This window comes from Streptomyces sp. NPDC055189 (genome assembly GCF_053606765.1).
The window spans coordinates 1-15402 of record NZ_JBSGSG010000031.1 but is presented as its reverse complement, the minus strand read 5'-3'; the positions used below and the strand labels follow the sequence as shown (position 1 = coordinate 15402).

The following is a 15402-nucleotide window of genomic DNA, read 5'->3' as shown; positions in this document are numbered from 1 at the left end:
CACCTACTTCGCCCGCGTGAGGTTGAGCGTCGCTTCGAGCAGGCGCTCCAGGTCCGCCGCCGAATCCGCGTCCGCTTCCGCGCCCGCCGCCGAATCCGGCTCGCCGTCCGCCATCACCAGGTGCCGCAGCGAGAGACCGTCGAAGCCCTGGAGGAAGAAGCGGGCCACGACGAGGGGTTCGGCGGCGTGGACGCCGTCCGTCTCGGCGAGTACGCCCGCGATCATGTCCGCCGCCGTCTCCTCCAGGTCGCGCTGGTGGCGGCGGAGCAGCTCGTGCAGGTCGGGGCTGCGCACGGAGTACGTGGTCAGTTCGATGTAGAGCCGGAAGCGGCCGGGCTGCTCCTGGAGCGCGCGATAGAGCGCCTCGGCCATCCGGCGCACGGACCGTTCGAAGTCCGCGGGCCCTTCCTCGTCGGCGGGTACGGCGCCGCGCACCAGCTCGACGAGTTCCGCGGTCATCTGCTCGATGACCGCGCGGTAGAGATCGCGCTTGGTGCCGAAGGTGTAGTGCACCGTCGCCTGCGCCACGCCCAGCTCGGCGGCGATGGCGCGGGTCGATCCGGCGTCGACGCCCTCGCGGGCCATCAGATCGATGGCGGCTCGGACGAGTTGCGGACGCCGCTCGGCGGCGGGGATGTGTGCCATGGGCCCAGAGTATCGGTGAGGGCGACTCAATCAGTCGACCCTGACGTACGACTTCATCACCCGACTTTGTCAGGTGACAAACTTGCGCGTATGGTGGTCGGCGTAGACAGGCGAAGGGGGGCTGTTCTCCCGGCCCCGCGCCACGTACGCACCCGTGATGGAGGCTCCTCCCATGGCCCTGCTCCTCTACCGATTGGCCGGGCTCTGCTATCGGCGCCGCCATGCCGTGGTCGCCGTCTGGCTCGTCCTGCTGCTCGCGGTGGGCGGGCTCGCAGCGGCGTTCTCCGGCAAGACCACCGACGAGTTCCGCGTGCCGGGCACCGAGGCCCAGACCACCATCGACCGCATCTCCGACCGCCTTCCCGAGTACGCGAACGCCTCGGCGCAGGTCGTCTTCGCGGCCCCGGACGGCGAATCGCTCACCGCGCCCGAGCGGCGCGAGGCCGTCTCCGCCGCCGCTGCCGCCATCGGCAAGGCGGACGGGGTGGCTCAGGTGGTCGAGCCGTTCTCCGCGCAGGCCGTGTCACGGGACGGCCGCATCGCCCTGACCCAGGTGGTGTTCGACACCCGCCTGCACGACCTCGGCGACGGGCCGCGCGACGCGGTGCGGGAAGCCGGCGAGAGCGCGGAAAAGGCCGGTCTCCAGGTCGAGTTCGGGGGTGACGCCTATACGCCGACGGTGGCCGTGGAGGGCGGTGAGGCCATCGGGGTCGGCGTCGCGGTGCTCGTCCTGCTCATCACCTTCGGCTCCATGCTCGCCGCCGGGCTTCCGCTGCTCAGCGCCCTGGTCGGGGTGGGCATCGGCATGGCGGGGCTGCTCGCCCTGAGCGGCTCCTTCGACATCATCTCCACCGCGCCCGTCCTCGCCCTGATGATCGGCATGGCGGTCGGCATCGACTACGCGCTGTTCATCGTCTCCCGGCACCGGCAGAACCTGGCCGAGGGGATGGAGCCGCGGGAAGCGGCGTCGCGGGCGGGCGGCACGGCGGGCAGTGCAGTGGTCTTCGCCGGGGCGACCGTCGTGGTGGCGCTCGCCGGGCTCGCGGTGGCCGGGGTGCCGTTCCTGACCGTGATGGGTCTGTCGGCGGCCGGGGCCGTGATCATCGCCATGCTGGTCGCCGTCACCCTGCTGCCCGCCCTCTTCGGGTACGCGGGCCGCTCGGTCGACCGCTTGCCACTGCCGGGCCTCGGCGGCGGGAAGGACGGCCGCGGGCAGGACGGCGGAGGCAGGGACGACAGCGGGAAGGACGGCGGCGGGAAGGAGCCGCGGCGCACGAAGCCCTCGGCGGGCGAGCGCTGGGTGCGCGGTGTCGCGCGGCGCCCCGTCCTCGTACTCATCGCCTGCCTGCTCGGCATCGGAGCGGTGGCCATTCCCGCCAAGGACCTCCGGCTCGGCCTCCCCGGCAACGGCTCGTATCCCGCGAGCACTTCGGCACGCCAGGCGTACGACCTGGTCAGCGAGGGGTTCGGGCAGGGCTTCAACGGACCGCTCATCGCGGTCGCCGAGGCCGAGGGAGACGCTCCCCTCTCCGAGGGCGGCGTCAAGCAACTCACTCAGAAGCTCGGCCAGTTGCCCGGCGTGGAGACGCCGCTGCCGCCCTCCGTCGACAAGTCGGGGCAGCTCGCCGCGATTCCCGTGATCCCGAAGGGCGGCCCCGACTCGAAGGCCACCGAGGACCTGGTCGCCGACATCAGGGACGAGGGCGAGCGCACGGCGGCCGGCGCCGGCATGAAGCTCACGGTCACCGGCACCACCGCCGCCAACATCGACGTGTCCAAGAAGCTGAGCGACGCCCTGCCGCCGTTCCTCGCGGTGATCGTCGGCATCTCGCTCGTCCTGCTCGCGCTGGCCTTCCGCTCGCTGCTCGTCCCGCTCAAGGCCGTCGTCGGCTTCCTGCTGAGCATCGCGGGATCCGCGGGCGCGGTGGTCGCCGTCTACCAGTGGGGCTGGCTTTCGGACTTCATCGCGGTGCCGAAGGTGGGGCCCGTGGTGAGCTTCCTGCCGATCCTGCTGATCGGGGTGCTCTTCGGACTCGCCATGGACTACGAGTTGTTCCTCGTGTCCCGCATGAAGGAGGAGAGCTCGCGCGGGGCAGCCGCGCGGGACGCGGTGATCGCCGGGTTCCGGGACGGTTCGCGCGTGGTGGTGGCCGCCGCGCTGATCATGATCTCGGTCTTCGCCGGGTTCGTCATCGGCCACGATCCGATCGTGCAGCCCATCGGCTTCGCGCTGGCCGTCGGAGTCTTCGTCGACGCCTTCGTGGTGCGGATGACGCTGGTGCCCGCCGTCATGACGCTGCTCGGCAAGGCCGCCTGGTGGTTCCCGCGCTTCCTGGAACGGACCGTGCCGCACGTCGACATGGAGGGCGAGCGGCTCTCCGCGCAGCTGGCGGGCGACACGCCGGGCACGGCCGGCTCCGCTGCCGGCGGCGGTGCGGGCAGCCGCGACGAGGACGGCCTGGTCGACAGCCACGCGGGCGGCGGACGCACGGACGGCGACAGCCACGCGGGCGGCGACCGCCCGCTCACAGAACGGCGTGGGGCCGGCAAGTGACGCGTCCCCACGCGCCGGGTCCGGTTCCGGGCATCCATCCCCCGCCCCGGAACCGGCCGGGCTTGGGCCGGCTACATCCCCGTGTCGCCGGCCCAAGCCGTCAGACCGTGCGCGGCGAGCGCCTCGGGCACCTCCGCGAGGCCCGCGGCCTCCTCGATGTGGTGCACCCCGCCGGGCACTTCGCCCTCGTACACCCTGGCCGCGACCTCGGCCGCGGCCAGCCCCGTGAAGCGGGACTGCGCCGTGGCGGTCAGGGCCCGCGTCGCCCGGCGCCCGCCCCGGTGCGCGTCGACCCGCACCGCGAACCGGTCGCCGCCCAGATGGATCCGGGTGAGCGAGGCGGTGAGCAGTCCGTCGAGCCGGGCGCGGCGCGCGGCGCGGAAGACCCCCGCCCGGCGCAGCCCGAACAGCAGACCCGTGAGCGCGCCGGAGTCGAGGCCGAGCCGGGTGGTGATGTCCGGGACACCGAGGGTGCGGCGCAGGGTGTGCTGGTCGGAGAACGGGAACGGATGGTGGGTGCGCTCCCGGCCGGGCGGCCAGGTCGCCGCGCGCAGGGGCCGCGCCCCGCCCGCTCCCCCGGCCGTGAGCTGGGCGACGGTCCAGCGCACCGCGTCCTTGCCGTGGGCCTCGCCCGCTCCGAGTACGACGGATATGTCGAGGCGTTCCGCGCCGCCGACCGCCTCGGACGCCCGGCGGGCCAGCAGGTTGGTGAGGCCGGGGGCGACTCCGACGCTGAGCACGGCGGTCGCCTCCGTCTTGCGGGCGAGCGCGTCGTGCCGCTCGACCTCGGTGATCAGCGTGTGTGTCGCGGTGACGTCGACCAGGCCGATGCCGCGTTCGAAGAGAAGCCGCGCGGGATGCGCGGCCGGGGTGCGGGGTTCCACGCAGAGCACCACGAGGGAGACCCCCTCCAGCGCCTGTTCCAGTGAGGCGGGGTCCGCGAGGTCGGCGCGCGCGGGGAGCAGGGTGCCGCCGCTGTCCGCGGCGAGCGCGGCGGCGCGGTCCCGGTCGCGGCCGGCGACGATCACCCGGCCCGGCAGCCGTCCCGCGAGGTCGATCGCGGTGACCCGACCCACGGCGCCGTAGCCGCCGAGGACCAGGATATTCCCGTCCTGCTTCTTCGATTTCGTTAAATTCTGCATGACCCAATGGAATCAATTAAACCCACGGCGAAGCAAGCGGTGACATCAATTCCGGGTTACCGGACACCGAACAGTATTCAACTTTCCCGCACGTTTCCCGGATTACGTGACCCGCATCACGCGACGCGTCCATTGATCTGCTTGACCCGAACAACTTCGCTGCTGAATGATGACTCTTGAACCAGAAAACCGGGCAACGACGCCCGGTGACGTTCGACAACGGGGGCTCACATGTGTCACTTCATCGACGAGTCGTAGACCAGCGATCTGGCCAAAAATCCGGCCACCGATCGGGGACGACTCTCCGACTTCCCTCAAGGTCTCTGCATAAGTGCAGGTCAAGCCAGCGCTTGGCCTAGTTTGCGATGCCTTGATTCCAGGCTTGATGCCTTCATCACAGGCTTCACGCTTTCCTCACGCAACCCTCGCACGAGGTCTTCACTGTGCGACTGAAGGCCTTTGCGATGCCCTTTTCCGTTTACCCGTCCGGGAGCAGCAAAGGTGTCATCGAGTTCATCAACAAAAACGCCGAGCCAATTAAGCAATCGCTTTTTCGTCCTCTCCGTAAGTAAAAGAGCGGACTTCCACGAGCAGGTTGCCACCGGGTTGCACGATCTTATGGGCGGGTCCGCCGACTCCTCCATAAACGCCCCGGCCTACCGCGAAACTCTGGCCAGATCCCGACGTTTTCTCGACCGTGCGGTTCCCGGTCTCGACATAGAAATCATCACCGCGGACAGCACGGCGGCCGCCGCTCGCAGTGTCCGGGAATCGCCCCTGTCCGCCGCCCTCTCGCTGGTCCTGATCGACGCCGACGGAGCGGGCCTGAGCGCCGACGCCTTCGACCGCTCGCTCCCCGAGGCCCTCGACGAGCTGGCCGAGGGACTGCCCGCCCCGCTGCGCGCCACGCTCTCCGCGCACAGCACCTACGTCTACGGGCTCGGCGGCACCCCCGAGAGCCTCGCCGCGGCCCAGGTCGCCCGCCCCTACGTGCTGCGCGCCTTTCCCGCCGACGCCTGGGTCCTGGCGGCCGACGTCATCTGCGCGTTCACCGACCACGTCCAGCTGCGGCACACCGGCTCCGCCCTGCGCGCGGCCACCAGGAAGGGTCCGTCGGCCCTCGCCACCGCCCTGCACGACTTCCTCGGCCGGCAGCCCCGCGCGCAGGACGACGGACCCTGGGGCCTGCACTACTACACGGGCTCCGTGGTCTCCGGCACCATCTCCGACCTGGACCGCCTGGCCACCGCCACCGGCAACCCGGTCCTGCGCGGGCCGAGCGAACACAGCCTGGCCAGCGGGGCCCTCGCGCGCTGGCAGCTCGACCGGGCGCCGTTCGTCATCGTCGTGACCAGCGGCATGGTCGACGAGTTCCGCGGCACCCTGGCCAACCTGCGCGACGCCCGCGCCCGCGGCTTCGTCATCTGCGCCGACACCCCGCCCGACGCGTGGTTCCCCTTCCAGGGGACGGTGCACGCGGCCGAGGACTCCCGCTCCGTGCTCGCCGCCAAGGGCATCGAGTACGTCTATCTCGACGACCCGGAGCGCATCGCGGACGACCTCGCCGACGCGTACGCCGCGTACCACGCGCACCGCGGCCCGGTCTTCCTGCTCGCCACCCCCGCCGTGCTCGACGCGACGGGCACCGCGGACGGACTGAACCGGCCACAGGCCGTCGAGCCGCCCGCCACCGCCGCCCTCCAGGTGCGGGAGAGCGAACTGGAGCCGGTGCTCCGCATCGTCAACTCCGAGCCCAGCAGGCTCCTTTGGCAGTGCGGCTCGCTCGACGCGGAGGAGTCGTGGCTCGTCCACGACATCGCGTCGAGGGCGGGCGTCGGCCTCGCGGACTCCCTCACCAGGCCCGGCAGCGTGGGCCGCCACCGCGACGGTGCCGTGGTAGAGGAGTATCTGGGCACCCTGGGCCTGTACGCGTTCTCCTCGCGCGTCCACGCCTATCTGCACGAGGACGGCAGACTGCGCCCGCGCGGCGAACAGGCACTGTTCTTCCTCAAGAGCCGCATCACCGAAGCGGCCACGCCCTTCTCGCCCCGCACGCTCGGCCGCCAGCTGCGCATCGTCCAGGTCAGCAACGAGAAGGCGCACCTCGCGCCGTACGCGGATCATCCCGTGCACGCCGACGCGCGCGCCTTCCTCAAGGCCGTACGCGAACGCCTCGACGTCACGCCGGGCGTACTCGACGCACGCAGGGAGGCCATCGCACGCACCCGCGACAGCGCCTCCGACGTGGTGCACGGGCTCCCCGTGCTCCCGATGAGCGCCAACTACTTCTTCCAGCACCTTCGCACCGTGCTGGAAGAACTGATCACCCGGCACGGCTACACCTACACGGGCGTCTTCGACGTGGGGCGCGGCGGCATCTCCGCCGTCCGCAACCTGCCGCGTACGGGCCCCGGCTTCTCCGGCTGGTACGGCAGGGCGCTGATGGGTGACGCGCTGCAGGCCGTGCCCACCGTCGCCCTCACCCGCGACGACAACGTCCTGGCCTTCATCGGTGACGGCGCGGCCTCGCTCGTCCCCGACATCACACCGACCCTCGTACAGCAATCGGCGCTCTACGGACGGCGGTTGAAGAAGAACGTCACCGTCTTCCGCCTCGTCGACGGCGGCCACTCCGTCATCCGCACCTACCACGAGGGCCGCACCGGCGCCGAGGCCAGCCGCCAGACGCAGGTGCTCTCCCTCCTGGAACCGGAGTGGACCCGCCGCTACGGCGAACTCACCGTCCGGCACCGGCACATCACCGACGCGGCCCGCACCGACCTGCGCGGCCTGCTCCAGCAGCGCGCCGCCGTCACCTTCGCCTCGGTCCTGCTCTCCCACAACAACGAGGGCGACGGACTGAGCCTGCTCTCCTCGCTCGGCTGGCAGCGCGACGACCTGCCCGAGCTGACCTTCGCCATGGCGCGCGCGGCCCGCTGACCGCGGACCGCGACCACAGACGTCTCCTGACAACCACGAATCGGAGTCATCTCCCCATGCCGGCCACCTTCGGCTTCCTCGCTCACCCCATCAGTTCCGGCCACCGCAACCAGGTCCGCGCCCTCGACCTGCTCGGCCGCCTCTTCGACGACCACCGCGGCACACCCGAGCCGCCCGGCACCCGCCGCCACCACGTGCCCGTACCGCTCCTCACCTCCGTCACCTCCGCCACCGGCGTCACCGCGACCGGCGAGGTCCGCCATCTGCCGTACACCGCACAGCAGTTGCTCGCCCGACCGACGACCGCACGGGAGCTCGTCGTCGCGGAGGTCACCGCGCTGCGCGAGGAGACGGGCGCGCAGCTCGTCGGGCTCGGCGGCGCGACCTCCATCGTGGGCGACCGCGGCCTGTGGACCGCCGAGCAGGTGGGCGTCCCCGTCACCAGCGGCAACTCCCTGACCGTGTACGCCGCCCACGCCGAGATCTCCCACGTCGTACGGCTCCTGGGGCTCGCCCCCGGGAACACCCGGGTCGCCGTCGTCGGCTACCCCGGCTCCATCGGCCTGGCCATCGCGAAGCTGCTGCTCGACGACGGCCACCCGCTCGACCTGGTGGCCCGCATCGGCACCCAGTCCCCCGAGCGGCTCCTGCGCCACCTGGACCCGGTCCACCACGACCGGGTGCGGCTCGTCGAGGACGTCGCCCGGTGCACCGCCGAGACGCTCCTCTACGTCACCGCTTCCTCGGTCGGCGGACTCGTCGACCCCACCGCGCTGCGGCCGGGATCGATCGTGGTCGACGTGGCACTGCCCCGCGACGTGGCCGAGCCGCCCCCGCCGGGCAGCGACGTCCTGGTCGTCGACGGCGGCCTGGTCAGCGCCTCGGACGAGGTCCAGGTCGGCGACGGTGCGCTGCCCGCGCCCGCGCAGCAGCTCAACGGCTGCCTCGCGGAGACCATCGTGCTGGCCCTCGAAGGCCGCGCCGAGTCCTTCTCGCTCGGCCGCGAGCTCGACCTGGAGCGAGTGCGCACCATCGGCTCCCTCGCCGCCCGGCACGGCTTTTTGCCCACACCGCTCGCCTCCTTCGGGCGCACCGTCCACGACGACGACGTGGCGCGCCTGGCCCGCCACCACCGGCATCCGGCCAAGTCCGCCGCCGCGGGGCCCGCCCCCCTGCCCGACGCCGCAGCCGAGACGCCGCGCCGCTTCGAGCAGCACGTCAACCCGCCCATGGCCCGCCTCTTCGCCGCGCACGGACTCGACCGGGTCTTCACCGGCGGCAACGGCGCCACCCTCACGACGGCCGACGGCACCGACTACCTCGACTTCATCGCCGGATACGGCTGCCTCAACCTCGGCCACAACCACCCCGAAGTGACGGGCAGGCTGCGGCAGTTCCTCGACGCGTCCACGCCGACCTTCGTGCAGTACGTCTCCATGCCCACGCACTCCGCCGAGCTCGCCGAGCGGCTCAGCGCGCTCTCCCCCGGCCGCCTGGAGCGGGTCTTCTTCAGCAACTCCGGTACGGAGGCGGTCGAGGCCGCGCTGAAGCTGGCCCGGGCCGGCACCGGCCGCACCCGCCTCGTGTACGCGGAGAACAGCTACCACGGAAAGACTCTCGGCGCGCTCTCCGTCACCGGCCGCGACGGCCACCGCGCGCCCTTCGGACCGCTGCTCCCGGAGACCGCCGAGGTGCCGTACGGGGATCTCGAAGCCCTGGAGCGGGCGATCGAAGGGGCGGCGGGATTCATCGTCGAGCCCGTGCAGGGCGAGGGCGGTGTCGTCCTGCCGCCGCCCGGCTATCTGCGCGCCGCGCGTGAGCTCTGCCGCAAGGCCGGGGCCGCGTTCATCCTCGACGAGATCCAGACGGGACTCGGCCGCACCGGAGCCCTGTTCGCCGCCGACCACGACGGTCTCGAACCGGACATCCTGTGCCTGGCCAAATCCCTGTCCGGGGGCCTGGTCCCGATCGGCGCGACACTGTGCGGCGCCGATCTGTGGGACGCCGCGTACGGCACCACCAACCGCTCCATGCTGCACTCGTCGACGTTCGGCGGCGGCAACTTCGCGGCGGCCGCCGGGCTCGCCACGCTCGACGTCCTGACCGGCGACGACCTGCCCGCCCACGCCCGCAAGGTCGGCGAGCACCTGCGCGGCAGGCTGCGCGAGGTGACCGCTCCGTACGGCTTCGTCAAGGATGTGCGCGGCATCGGCATGATGACCGCCATCGAGTTCGACGGGGACTTCTCGGGAGCCGTGCGCGCCCTCACCGACGAGGCGCTCACCCGCTTCCCCGGCGATCTGCACACCCTGGTGGACTGGCTGCCCGACGAGCTGCGCGGCGCCCTGTCCGGCGTCGGCCGGGCCGTGGAGTCCACCCTCGGCGACCTGATGTGCCTGCGGTTCGTCGGCACCCTGGCGCGCGACCACAAGATGCTGACCTTCGTCACCGCCAACCGCACCGGCGTCCTGCGCATCCAGCCGCCGCTCGTCCTCGACACGGCCCAGGCCGACCGCTTCGCCGACGCGGTCGCCGAGGTGTGCCAGGGCCTCGCCCTCCACGCCGACCTGGGGGCCTGGCAGCGGCCCGCCCTCTCCCCGACCGCATCGTCCTCACCGTGATCTTTCCCCCCACCTTTTCCGCACTCCTCATGCACCTGTGAAAGGACCGTCCACCATGAGCAACACCCTTCAGCAGCAGATGACCGACTACCTCGTCGACCGGCTCGGCCTGCTCCCCGAGGAGATCGGCCCGAAGGCCCGGTTCAAGGAGGACATGGGCCTGGACTCCCTCGACATGGTCGAGCTCGTCTCCCTCCTGGAGTCCCACCTGGGCGCCGCCGTCGCCGACACCGCCCTGGAGCACCTCACCACCCTCCAGGACGTCGTCACGTACCTGGAGGAGCACGGCACCACCGCCACCTCCGAGGCCGCCGCGTGAGCGCGCCCCGGAGCGCCGGCGCCCCCGCACGCCGCGTCGTCGTCACCGGCCTCGGCCCGGTCACGCCCCTCGCGATCGGCGCGAAGCACTTCCAGGTGGCCCAGATGGAGGGCCGCAGCGCGATACGTCCCATCACCCGCATCGACGCCTCCGGACTGCCCGTCCGGATAGCCGGCGAGGTGGACCTGCCCGAGGATCTCGCCCCGGACCGGCGCACCGAGAGGATCACCGACCGGGCGACCCACCTCGCCTTCGCTGCGGCCGAACTCGCCCTGCGGGACAGCGCCCTGGACCTGGCGGCCGAGGACCCCGACCGGATCGGCGTGGTCATCGGCTCCGGCGTCGGCGGCGGCGGGAGCACGGAGGAGAACCTGCACGCGGCCCACGAGAAGGGCGGCTACCGCGGCCTTTCGGCGCGGTTCATCCCGGCGACGATGGTCAACGCCTCGGCCGCCTGGGTCAGCATCAAGTACGGCCTGACCGGGCCCAGCAGCGCATCGGTGACCGCCTGCGCGTCCGCGGCCGACTCCCTGGTGGCCGCGCACCAGATGATCACCAGCGGGGAGGCCGACGTCGTGCTCGCCGGCGGCACCGACGCCCCGGTCATCGAGTCGGTGCTCGGCGGCTTCGCCAAGATGCGGGCCCTGTCCACGCGCAACGACGCGCCCGCCGAGGCGAGCCGTCCGTTCAGCGCCGACCGGGACGGCTTCGTGCTCGGTGAGGGCGCCGCCGTCCTCGTACTGGAGGAGGCCGGGCACGCGGCGGCGCGGGGCGCCGTGCCGCTCGCGGAGTTCAGCGGCTACGGGCGCGCCTCGGACGCGTACCACGTCACCGCGCCCCGCCCCGACGGCTCGGGAGCGGCCAAGGCGGTGACCGCTGCCCTCCGCTTCACCGGGCTCGCCCCGCAGGACGTCTCCCTCGTCAACGCGCACGGGACGGCCACGTCCTTCAACGACGCGGGGGAAGCGGCCGCGCTGCACCTGGCGTTGGGCGAGGCGGTGCGGGATATCCCGGTGACCGCCACGAAGTCGCTCACCGGGCACACGCTGGGGGCGTCCGGTGCGATCGAGGCGGTGTCCGCGGTGCAGAGCATCGTCCACCGGGTGGTGCCGCCCACCGCCAATCTCGTTACGCCTGACGCGGCGCTGGGCCTTGACGTGGTGGGGGCGGGCGGCAGGGAGGCTGACGTCGACACCGTGCTGTCGAACTCGTTCGCCTTCGGCGGGCACAACGTTGTTCTGGTGTTCCAGCGGCTGGGGCAGCGCTGACATCCGCCGGTCCGTCGTGGCTCGTCGCGCAGTTCCCCGCGCCCCTGATGGGGCGCGGGGTTCCGCCTTCTACCTGCTACGAACCCAGGATCGAGGTGAGGAACTCCCCCACCCAGCCGAGCAGTTCGCGGCCGACCAGCGGCTTTCCGCCTACCTTGGCCGTCTTGGGGCGCGGGACCAGGAGCTGGTGGGAGTTCGCCTTGATGACCGTGCCGGGGTAGAGCCGCTTGAGGCGCAGCTCCTGCGACTCCCGCAGCTCCACCGGGGCGAACCGGATGTTGTTGCCCTGGAGCACGATCTCGCCGACCGAGCACGCGCGGGCCAGCATCCGCATCCCCGCCACCAGGAGGAGGTTCTCCACGGGCTCCGGCAGCTTGCCGTAGCGGTCGGTGAGTTCCTCGCGCACCGCCTTGATGTCCTCCTCGCTGCTCGCCGACGCGATCGAGCGGTAGGCCGCGAGGCGCAGCCGCTCGCCGGGGGCGTAGTCGTGCGGGACGTGCGCGTCGACCGGCAGCTCGACCTTGACCTCCAGCGGCGGCTCCTCCTCCACTCCGCCCTCCAGGGACGCGCGGTAGTCGGCCACCGCCTCGCCCACCATGCGTACGTAGAGGTCGAAGCCGACGCCCGCGATGTGTCCTGACTGTTCGCCGCCCAGGAGGTTGCCCGCGCCGCGGATCTCCAGGTCCTTCATCGCCACGTACATGCCCGCGCCCATCTCCGTGTGCTGGGCGATCGTGGCGAGGCGCTCGTGGGCGGTCTCGGTGAGGGGCTTCTCCGGCGGGTAGAGGAAGTAGGCGTAACCGCGCTCGCGGCCTCGTCCCACGCGGCCGCGCAGCTGGTGGAGCTGGGAGAGGCCGAAGTTGTCGCCGCGTTCGACGATCAGGGTGTTGGCGTTGGAGATGTCGATGCCCGATTCGACGATGGTCGTGGAGACGAGCACGTCGAACTTCTTCTCCCAGAAGTCCACCACCACCTGTTCCAGGGCCTGTTCGGACATCTGGCCGTGGGCGGTGGCGATGCGGGCCTCGGGGACGATGTCCCTGAGGCGGGCGGCGGCGCGGTCGATCGACTCGACCCGGTTGTGGATGTAGAAGACCTGGCCCTCGCGCAGGAGTTCGCGGCGGATGGCCGCGCCGATCTGCTTCTCCTCGTAGGGACCGACGAAGGTCAGGACCGGGTGGCGCTCCTCGGGGGGCGTGGTGATCGTCGACATCTCGCGGATGCCGGTCACGGCCATTTCGAGCGTACGGGGAATGGGCGTTGCCGACATGGTCAGGACGTCGACGTTGGCGCGGAGCTTCTTCAGCTGCTCCTTGTGCTCGACGCCGAAGCGCTGCTCCTCGTCGACGATGACCAGGCCCAGGTCCTTGAACTTCGTCTCGGAGGAGAAGAGGCGGTGCGTGCCGATGACGATGTCGACCGAGCCGTCGCGCAGGCCCTCCAGGGTCGCCTTGGACTCCGTCTCCGTCTGGAAGCGACTCAACGCCTTCACCTTGACGGGGAATTGGGAGTACCGCTCCGAGAACGTGCCGAAGTGCTGCTGCACCAGGAGCGTGGTGGGGACTAGGACCGCGACCTGCTTGCCGTCCTGGACGGCCTTGAACGCGGCACGTACCGCGATCTCCGTCTTTCCGTAGCCGACGTCGCCGCAGATCAGGCGGTCCATCGGGACCGTCTTCTCCATGTCGTCCTTGACCTCGGCGATGGTGGTGAGCTGGTCGGGCGTCTCCACGTACGGGAAGGCGTCCTCCAGCTCGCGCTGCCAGGGGGTGTCGGCGGCGAAGGCGTGGCCGGGGGCCGCCATGCGGGCGCTGTAGAGCTTGATGAGGTCGGCGGCGATCTCCTTGACCGCCTTCTTCGCGCGCGCCTTCGTCTTCGTCCAGTCGGCGCCGCCCAGGCGGTGCAGCGTGGGGGCCTCGCCGCCGACGTACTTGGTGATCTGCTCCAGCTGGTCGGTGGGGATGTAGAGACGGTCGCCGGGCTGGCCGCGCTTGGCGGGGGCGTACTCGACGACCAGGTATTCGCGCGTCGCGCCCTGGACGGTGCGCTGCACCATTTCGATGTAGCGGCCCACGCCGTGCCCCTCGTGGACGATGTAGTCGCCGACCTCCAGGGTCAGCGGGTCGATCGTCTTCCTGCGGCGGGCGGGCATCCGCTGGCCGTCCTTGCCGGCCGCCTTCTGGCCGGAGAGGTCGGTCTCGGTGAGGACGGCGAGCTTCAGCGCGGGGTCGATGAAGCCGTAGTCGATCGAGCCGCAGGAGACGTGCACGAGGGAGGGCGTGAGCTCGCCGAGTTCCGCGTCCAGGCGGGCCGCGATGCCCTCGCCGCCGAGCACCTCGACCGTGCGGGCCGCGGGGCCGTGGCCCTCCGTCACATAGACGGTGCGCCAGCCCCCGGCGAGCCAGCCCTTGGTGTCGGCGAGCGCCTTCGCGGTGTCGCCGCGGTAGGTCTCGGTGGCGTGCATGCCGAGCTTGAGGGTGTCGTCGCCCAGCTCTTCGTCGGCGGCGAACGGCGAGACCGACCACCACATCATGCCGAGGTCGCTCGCGTGGTCACGGACGTCGGCGATGCCCCAGAGGGAGGCGGCGCCCACGTCGATCGGGGCCTCGCCGCCACCGGCGGTCGCCGCCCAGCTGGCCTGGAGGAACTCCTGACTGGTCGCCACCAGGTCGGCCGCGCGGGTGCGCACGCGCTCGGGGTCGCAGACCACGGCCATGCTGTCCTGCGGCAGGACGTCGAGCAGCAGCTCCATGTCGTCGACCAGGACAGGCGCGAGGGATTCCATGCCCTCTACGGCGATGCCCTCGGCGATCTTGCCGAGCAGCTCGCCCAGCTCGGGGTGCTGCTCGGCGAGGGCGGCGGCCCGCTCCCGTACGTCGTCCGTGAGGAGCAGCTCGCGGCAGGGCGGGGCCCACAGGCCGTGGTCGGCGACTTCGAGGGAGCGCTGGTCGGCGACCTTGAAGTAGCGGATCTCCTCGACGTCGTCGCCCCAGAACTCGACGCGCAGGGGGTGTTCCTCGGTCGGCGGGAAGACGTCCAGGATGCCGCCGCGCACGGCGAACTCGCCGCGCTTCTCGACCAGCTCGACGCGGGAGTACGCGGCTGCCGCGAGAGCCTCCACGGTTTCGTTCAGGTCCGTGCTCTCACCCGTGCGCAGGGCGACGGGCTCCAGGTCGCCCAGGCCCTTGACCTGCGGCTGGAGGACCGAGCGGACGGGGGCGACGATGACGGAGACCGGGCCGGTCTCGGGGTCGTCGGGGCGCGGGTGTGCGAGCCGGCGCAGCACCGCGAGGCGGCGGCCGACGGTGTCGGAGCGGGGCGAGAGGCGCTCGTGCGGGAGCGTCTCCCAGGAGGGGTACTCGACGACTCCGTCCGGCGGGACGATCGTGCGCAGGGCCGCCGCCAGGTCCTCGGCCTCGCGGCCGGTCGCCGTCACGGCCAGGACGGTGCGGTTCGTCTCGCGGGCGAGGGCAGCGATGGCGAAGGGGCGGGCCGCGGGCGGGCCGACCAGGTCCACATGCATGCGGTTGCCGTCGGTGGCGGTCTTGACCGCTTCGGCGAGGGCGGCGTCCTTGACGACAGCGTCGAGCAGACCTTGCAGGCTCATGTGGGCTTTCGCTTTCCGTCCAGGTTCGAGGGCGCGCGGGGGCAACGCGAACCGCCCGGCAACGTAAACGGGCCGGGGGGTCTCCAGCGTACGACTACCGAGTGACAGCCGCTGGTCGTCCGAGGCCTGCTGGCAAGATCCGGCCCGTCCGGAACAGCCCCGGGGACGCCCGGGGGCCGGCCGGGAACAGCAGCCGGCCCCGGCGGGGGGCGGGGGGCCCCCCCGGGGCGGGTCCCCCCCCCCCCCGGGGGGGGGGATTTTTTAGTTGAAGCCCCCAAAAAAAAAAGAAGGAACCCCAGAAGCGGC

8 protein-coding genes are annotated in these 15402 nt (G+C 71.7%); 5 read left to right on the top strand and 3 right to left on the bottom strand.

Annotation, left to right across the window (positions count from 1 at the left end):
* Nucleotides 1-3: 3 nt before the first annotated feature.
* Nucleotides 4-645 carry a TetR/AcrR family transcriptional regulator gene (locus tag ACWFR3_RS22425; RefSeq protein ID WP_453736368.1) on the bottom strand — a complete coding sequence of 214 codons (642 nt, stop codon included), beginning with the start codon at nt 643-645 and terminating at the stop codon, nt 4-6.
* A 157-nt stretch (nt 646-802) separates the two neighbouring features.
* On the opposite strand from ACWFR3_RS22425, the gene ACWFR3_RS22420 reads away from it, so the two are divergent.
* The gene (locus ACWFR3_RS22420; RefSeq protein WP_453736367.1) at nt 803-3199 is read left to right on the top strand and encodes an MMPL family transporter; all 2397 of its coding nucleotides are present in this window, start codon (nt 803-805) and stop codon (nt 3197-3199) included.
* Between the two features lie 71 nt (nt 3200-3270).
* On the opposite strand, the gene ACWFR3_RS22415 is transcribed toward ACWFR3_RS22420, so the two are convergent.
* The gene (locus ACWFR3_RS22415) at nt 3271-4341 is read right to left on the bottom strand and encodes a saccharopine dehydrogenase NADP-binding domain-containing protein (RefSeq protein ID WP_453736366.1); all 1071 of its coding nucleotides are present in this window, start codon (nt 4339-4341) and stop codon (nt 3271-3273) included.
* A 618-nt stretch (nt 4342-4959) separates the two neighbouring features.
* Between ACWFR3_RS22415 and ACWFR3_RS22410 the strand changes: the two genes are divergently transcribed.
* The 4 genes from ACWFR3_RS22410 to ACWFR3_RS22395 are packed head-to-tail and all read left to right on the top strand — an operon-like array spanning nt 4960 to nt 11489.
* Nucleotides 4960-7281 (top strand): hypothetical protein, encoded by a 2322-nt coding sequence (locus ACWFR3_RS22410; protein WP_453736365.1) that lies wholly within the window; start codon nt 4960-4962, stop codon nt 7279-7281.
* A gap of 56 nt (nt 7282-7337) precedes the next feature.
* Complete coding sequence (locus ACWFR3_RS22405) at nt 7338-9902, top strand: aminotransferase class III-fold pyridoxal phosphate-dependent enzyme (protein ID WP_453736364.1); 2565 nt, start codon at nt 7338-7340, stop codon at nt 9900-9902.
* A 55-nt stretch (nt 9903-9957) separates the two neighbouring features.
* Complete coding sequence (locus tag ACWFR3_RS22400) at nt 9958-10221, top strand: acyl carrier protein (protein ID WP_453736363.1); 264 nt, start codon at nt 9958-9960, stop codon at nt 10219-10221.
* The gene (locus ACWFR3_RS22395; protein WP_453736362.1) at nt 10218-11489 is read left to right on the top strand and encodes a beta-ketoacyl-[acyl-carrier-protein] synthase family protein; all 1272 of its coding nucleotides are present in this window, start codon (nt 10218-10220) and stop codon (nt 11487-11489) included. Before ACWFR3_RS22400 ends, ACWFR3_RS22395 begins: the two co-directional genes overlap by 4 nt.
* A gap of 76 nt (nt 11490-11565) precedes the next feature.
* On the opposite strand, the gene mfd is transcribed toward ACWFR3_RS22395, so the two are convergent.
* A complete protein-coding gene (mfd, locus tag ACWFR3_RS22390) occupies nt 11566-15096 on the bottom strand; it encodes a transcription-repair coupling factor (RefSeq protein WP_453736361.1) in 3531 nt (1176 codons plus the stop codon).
* Nucleotides 15097-15402: the final 306 nt, after the last annotated feature.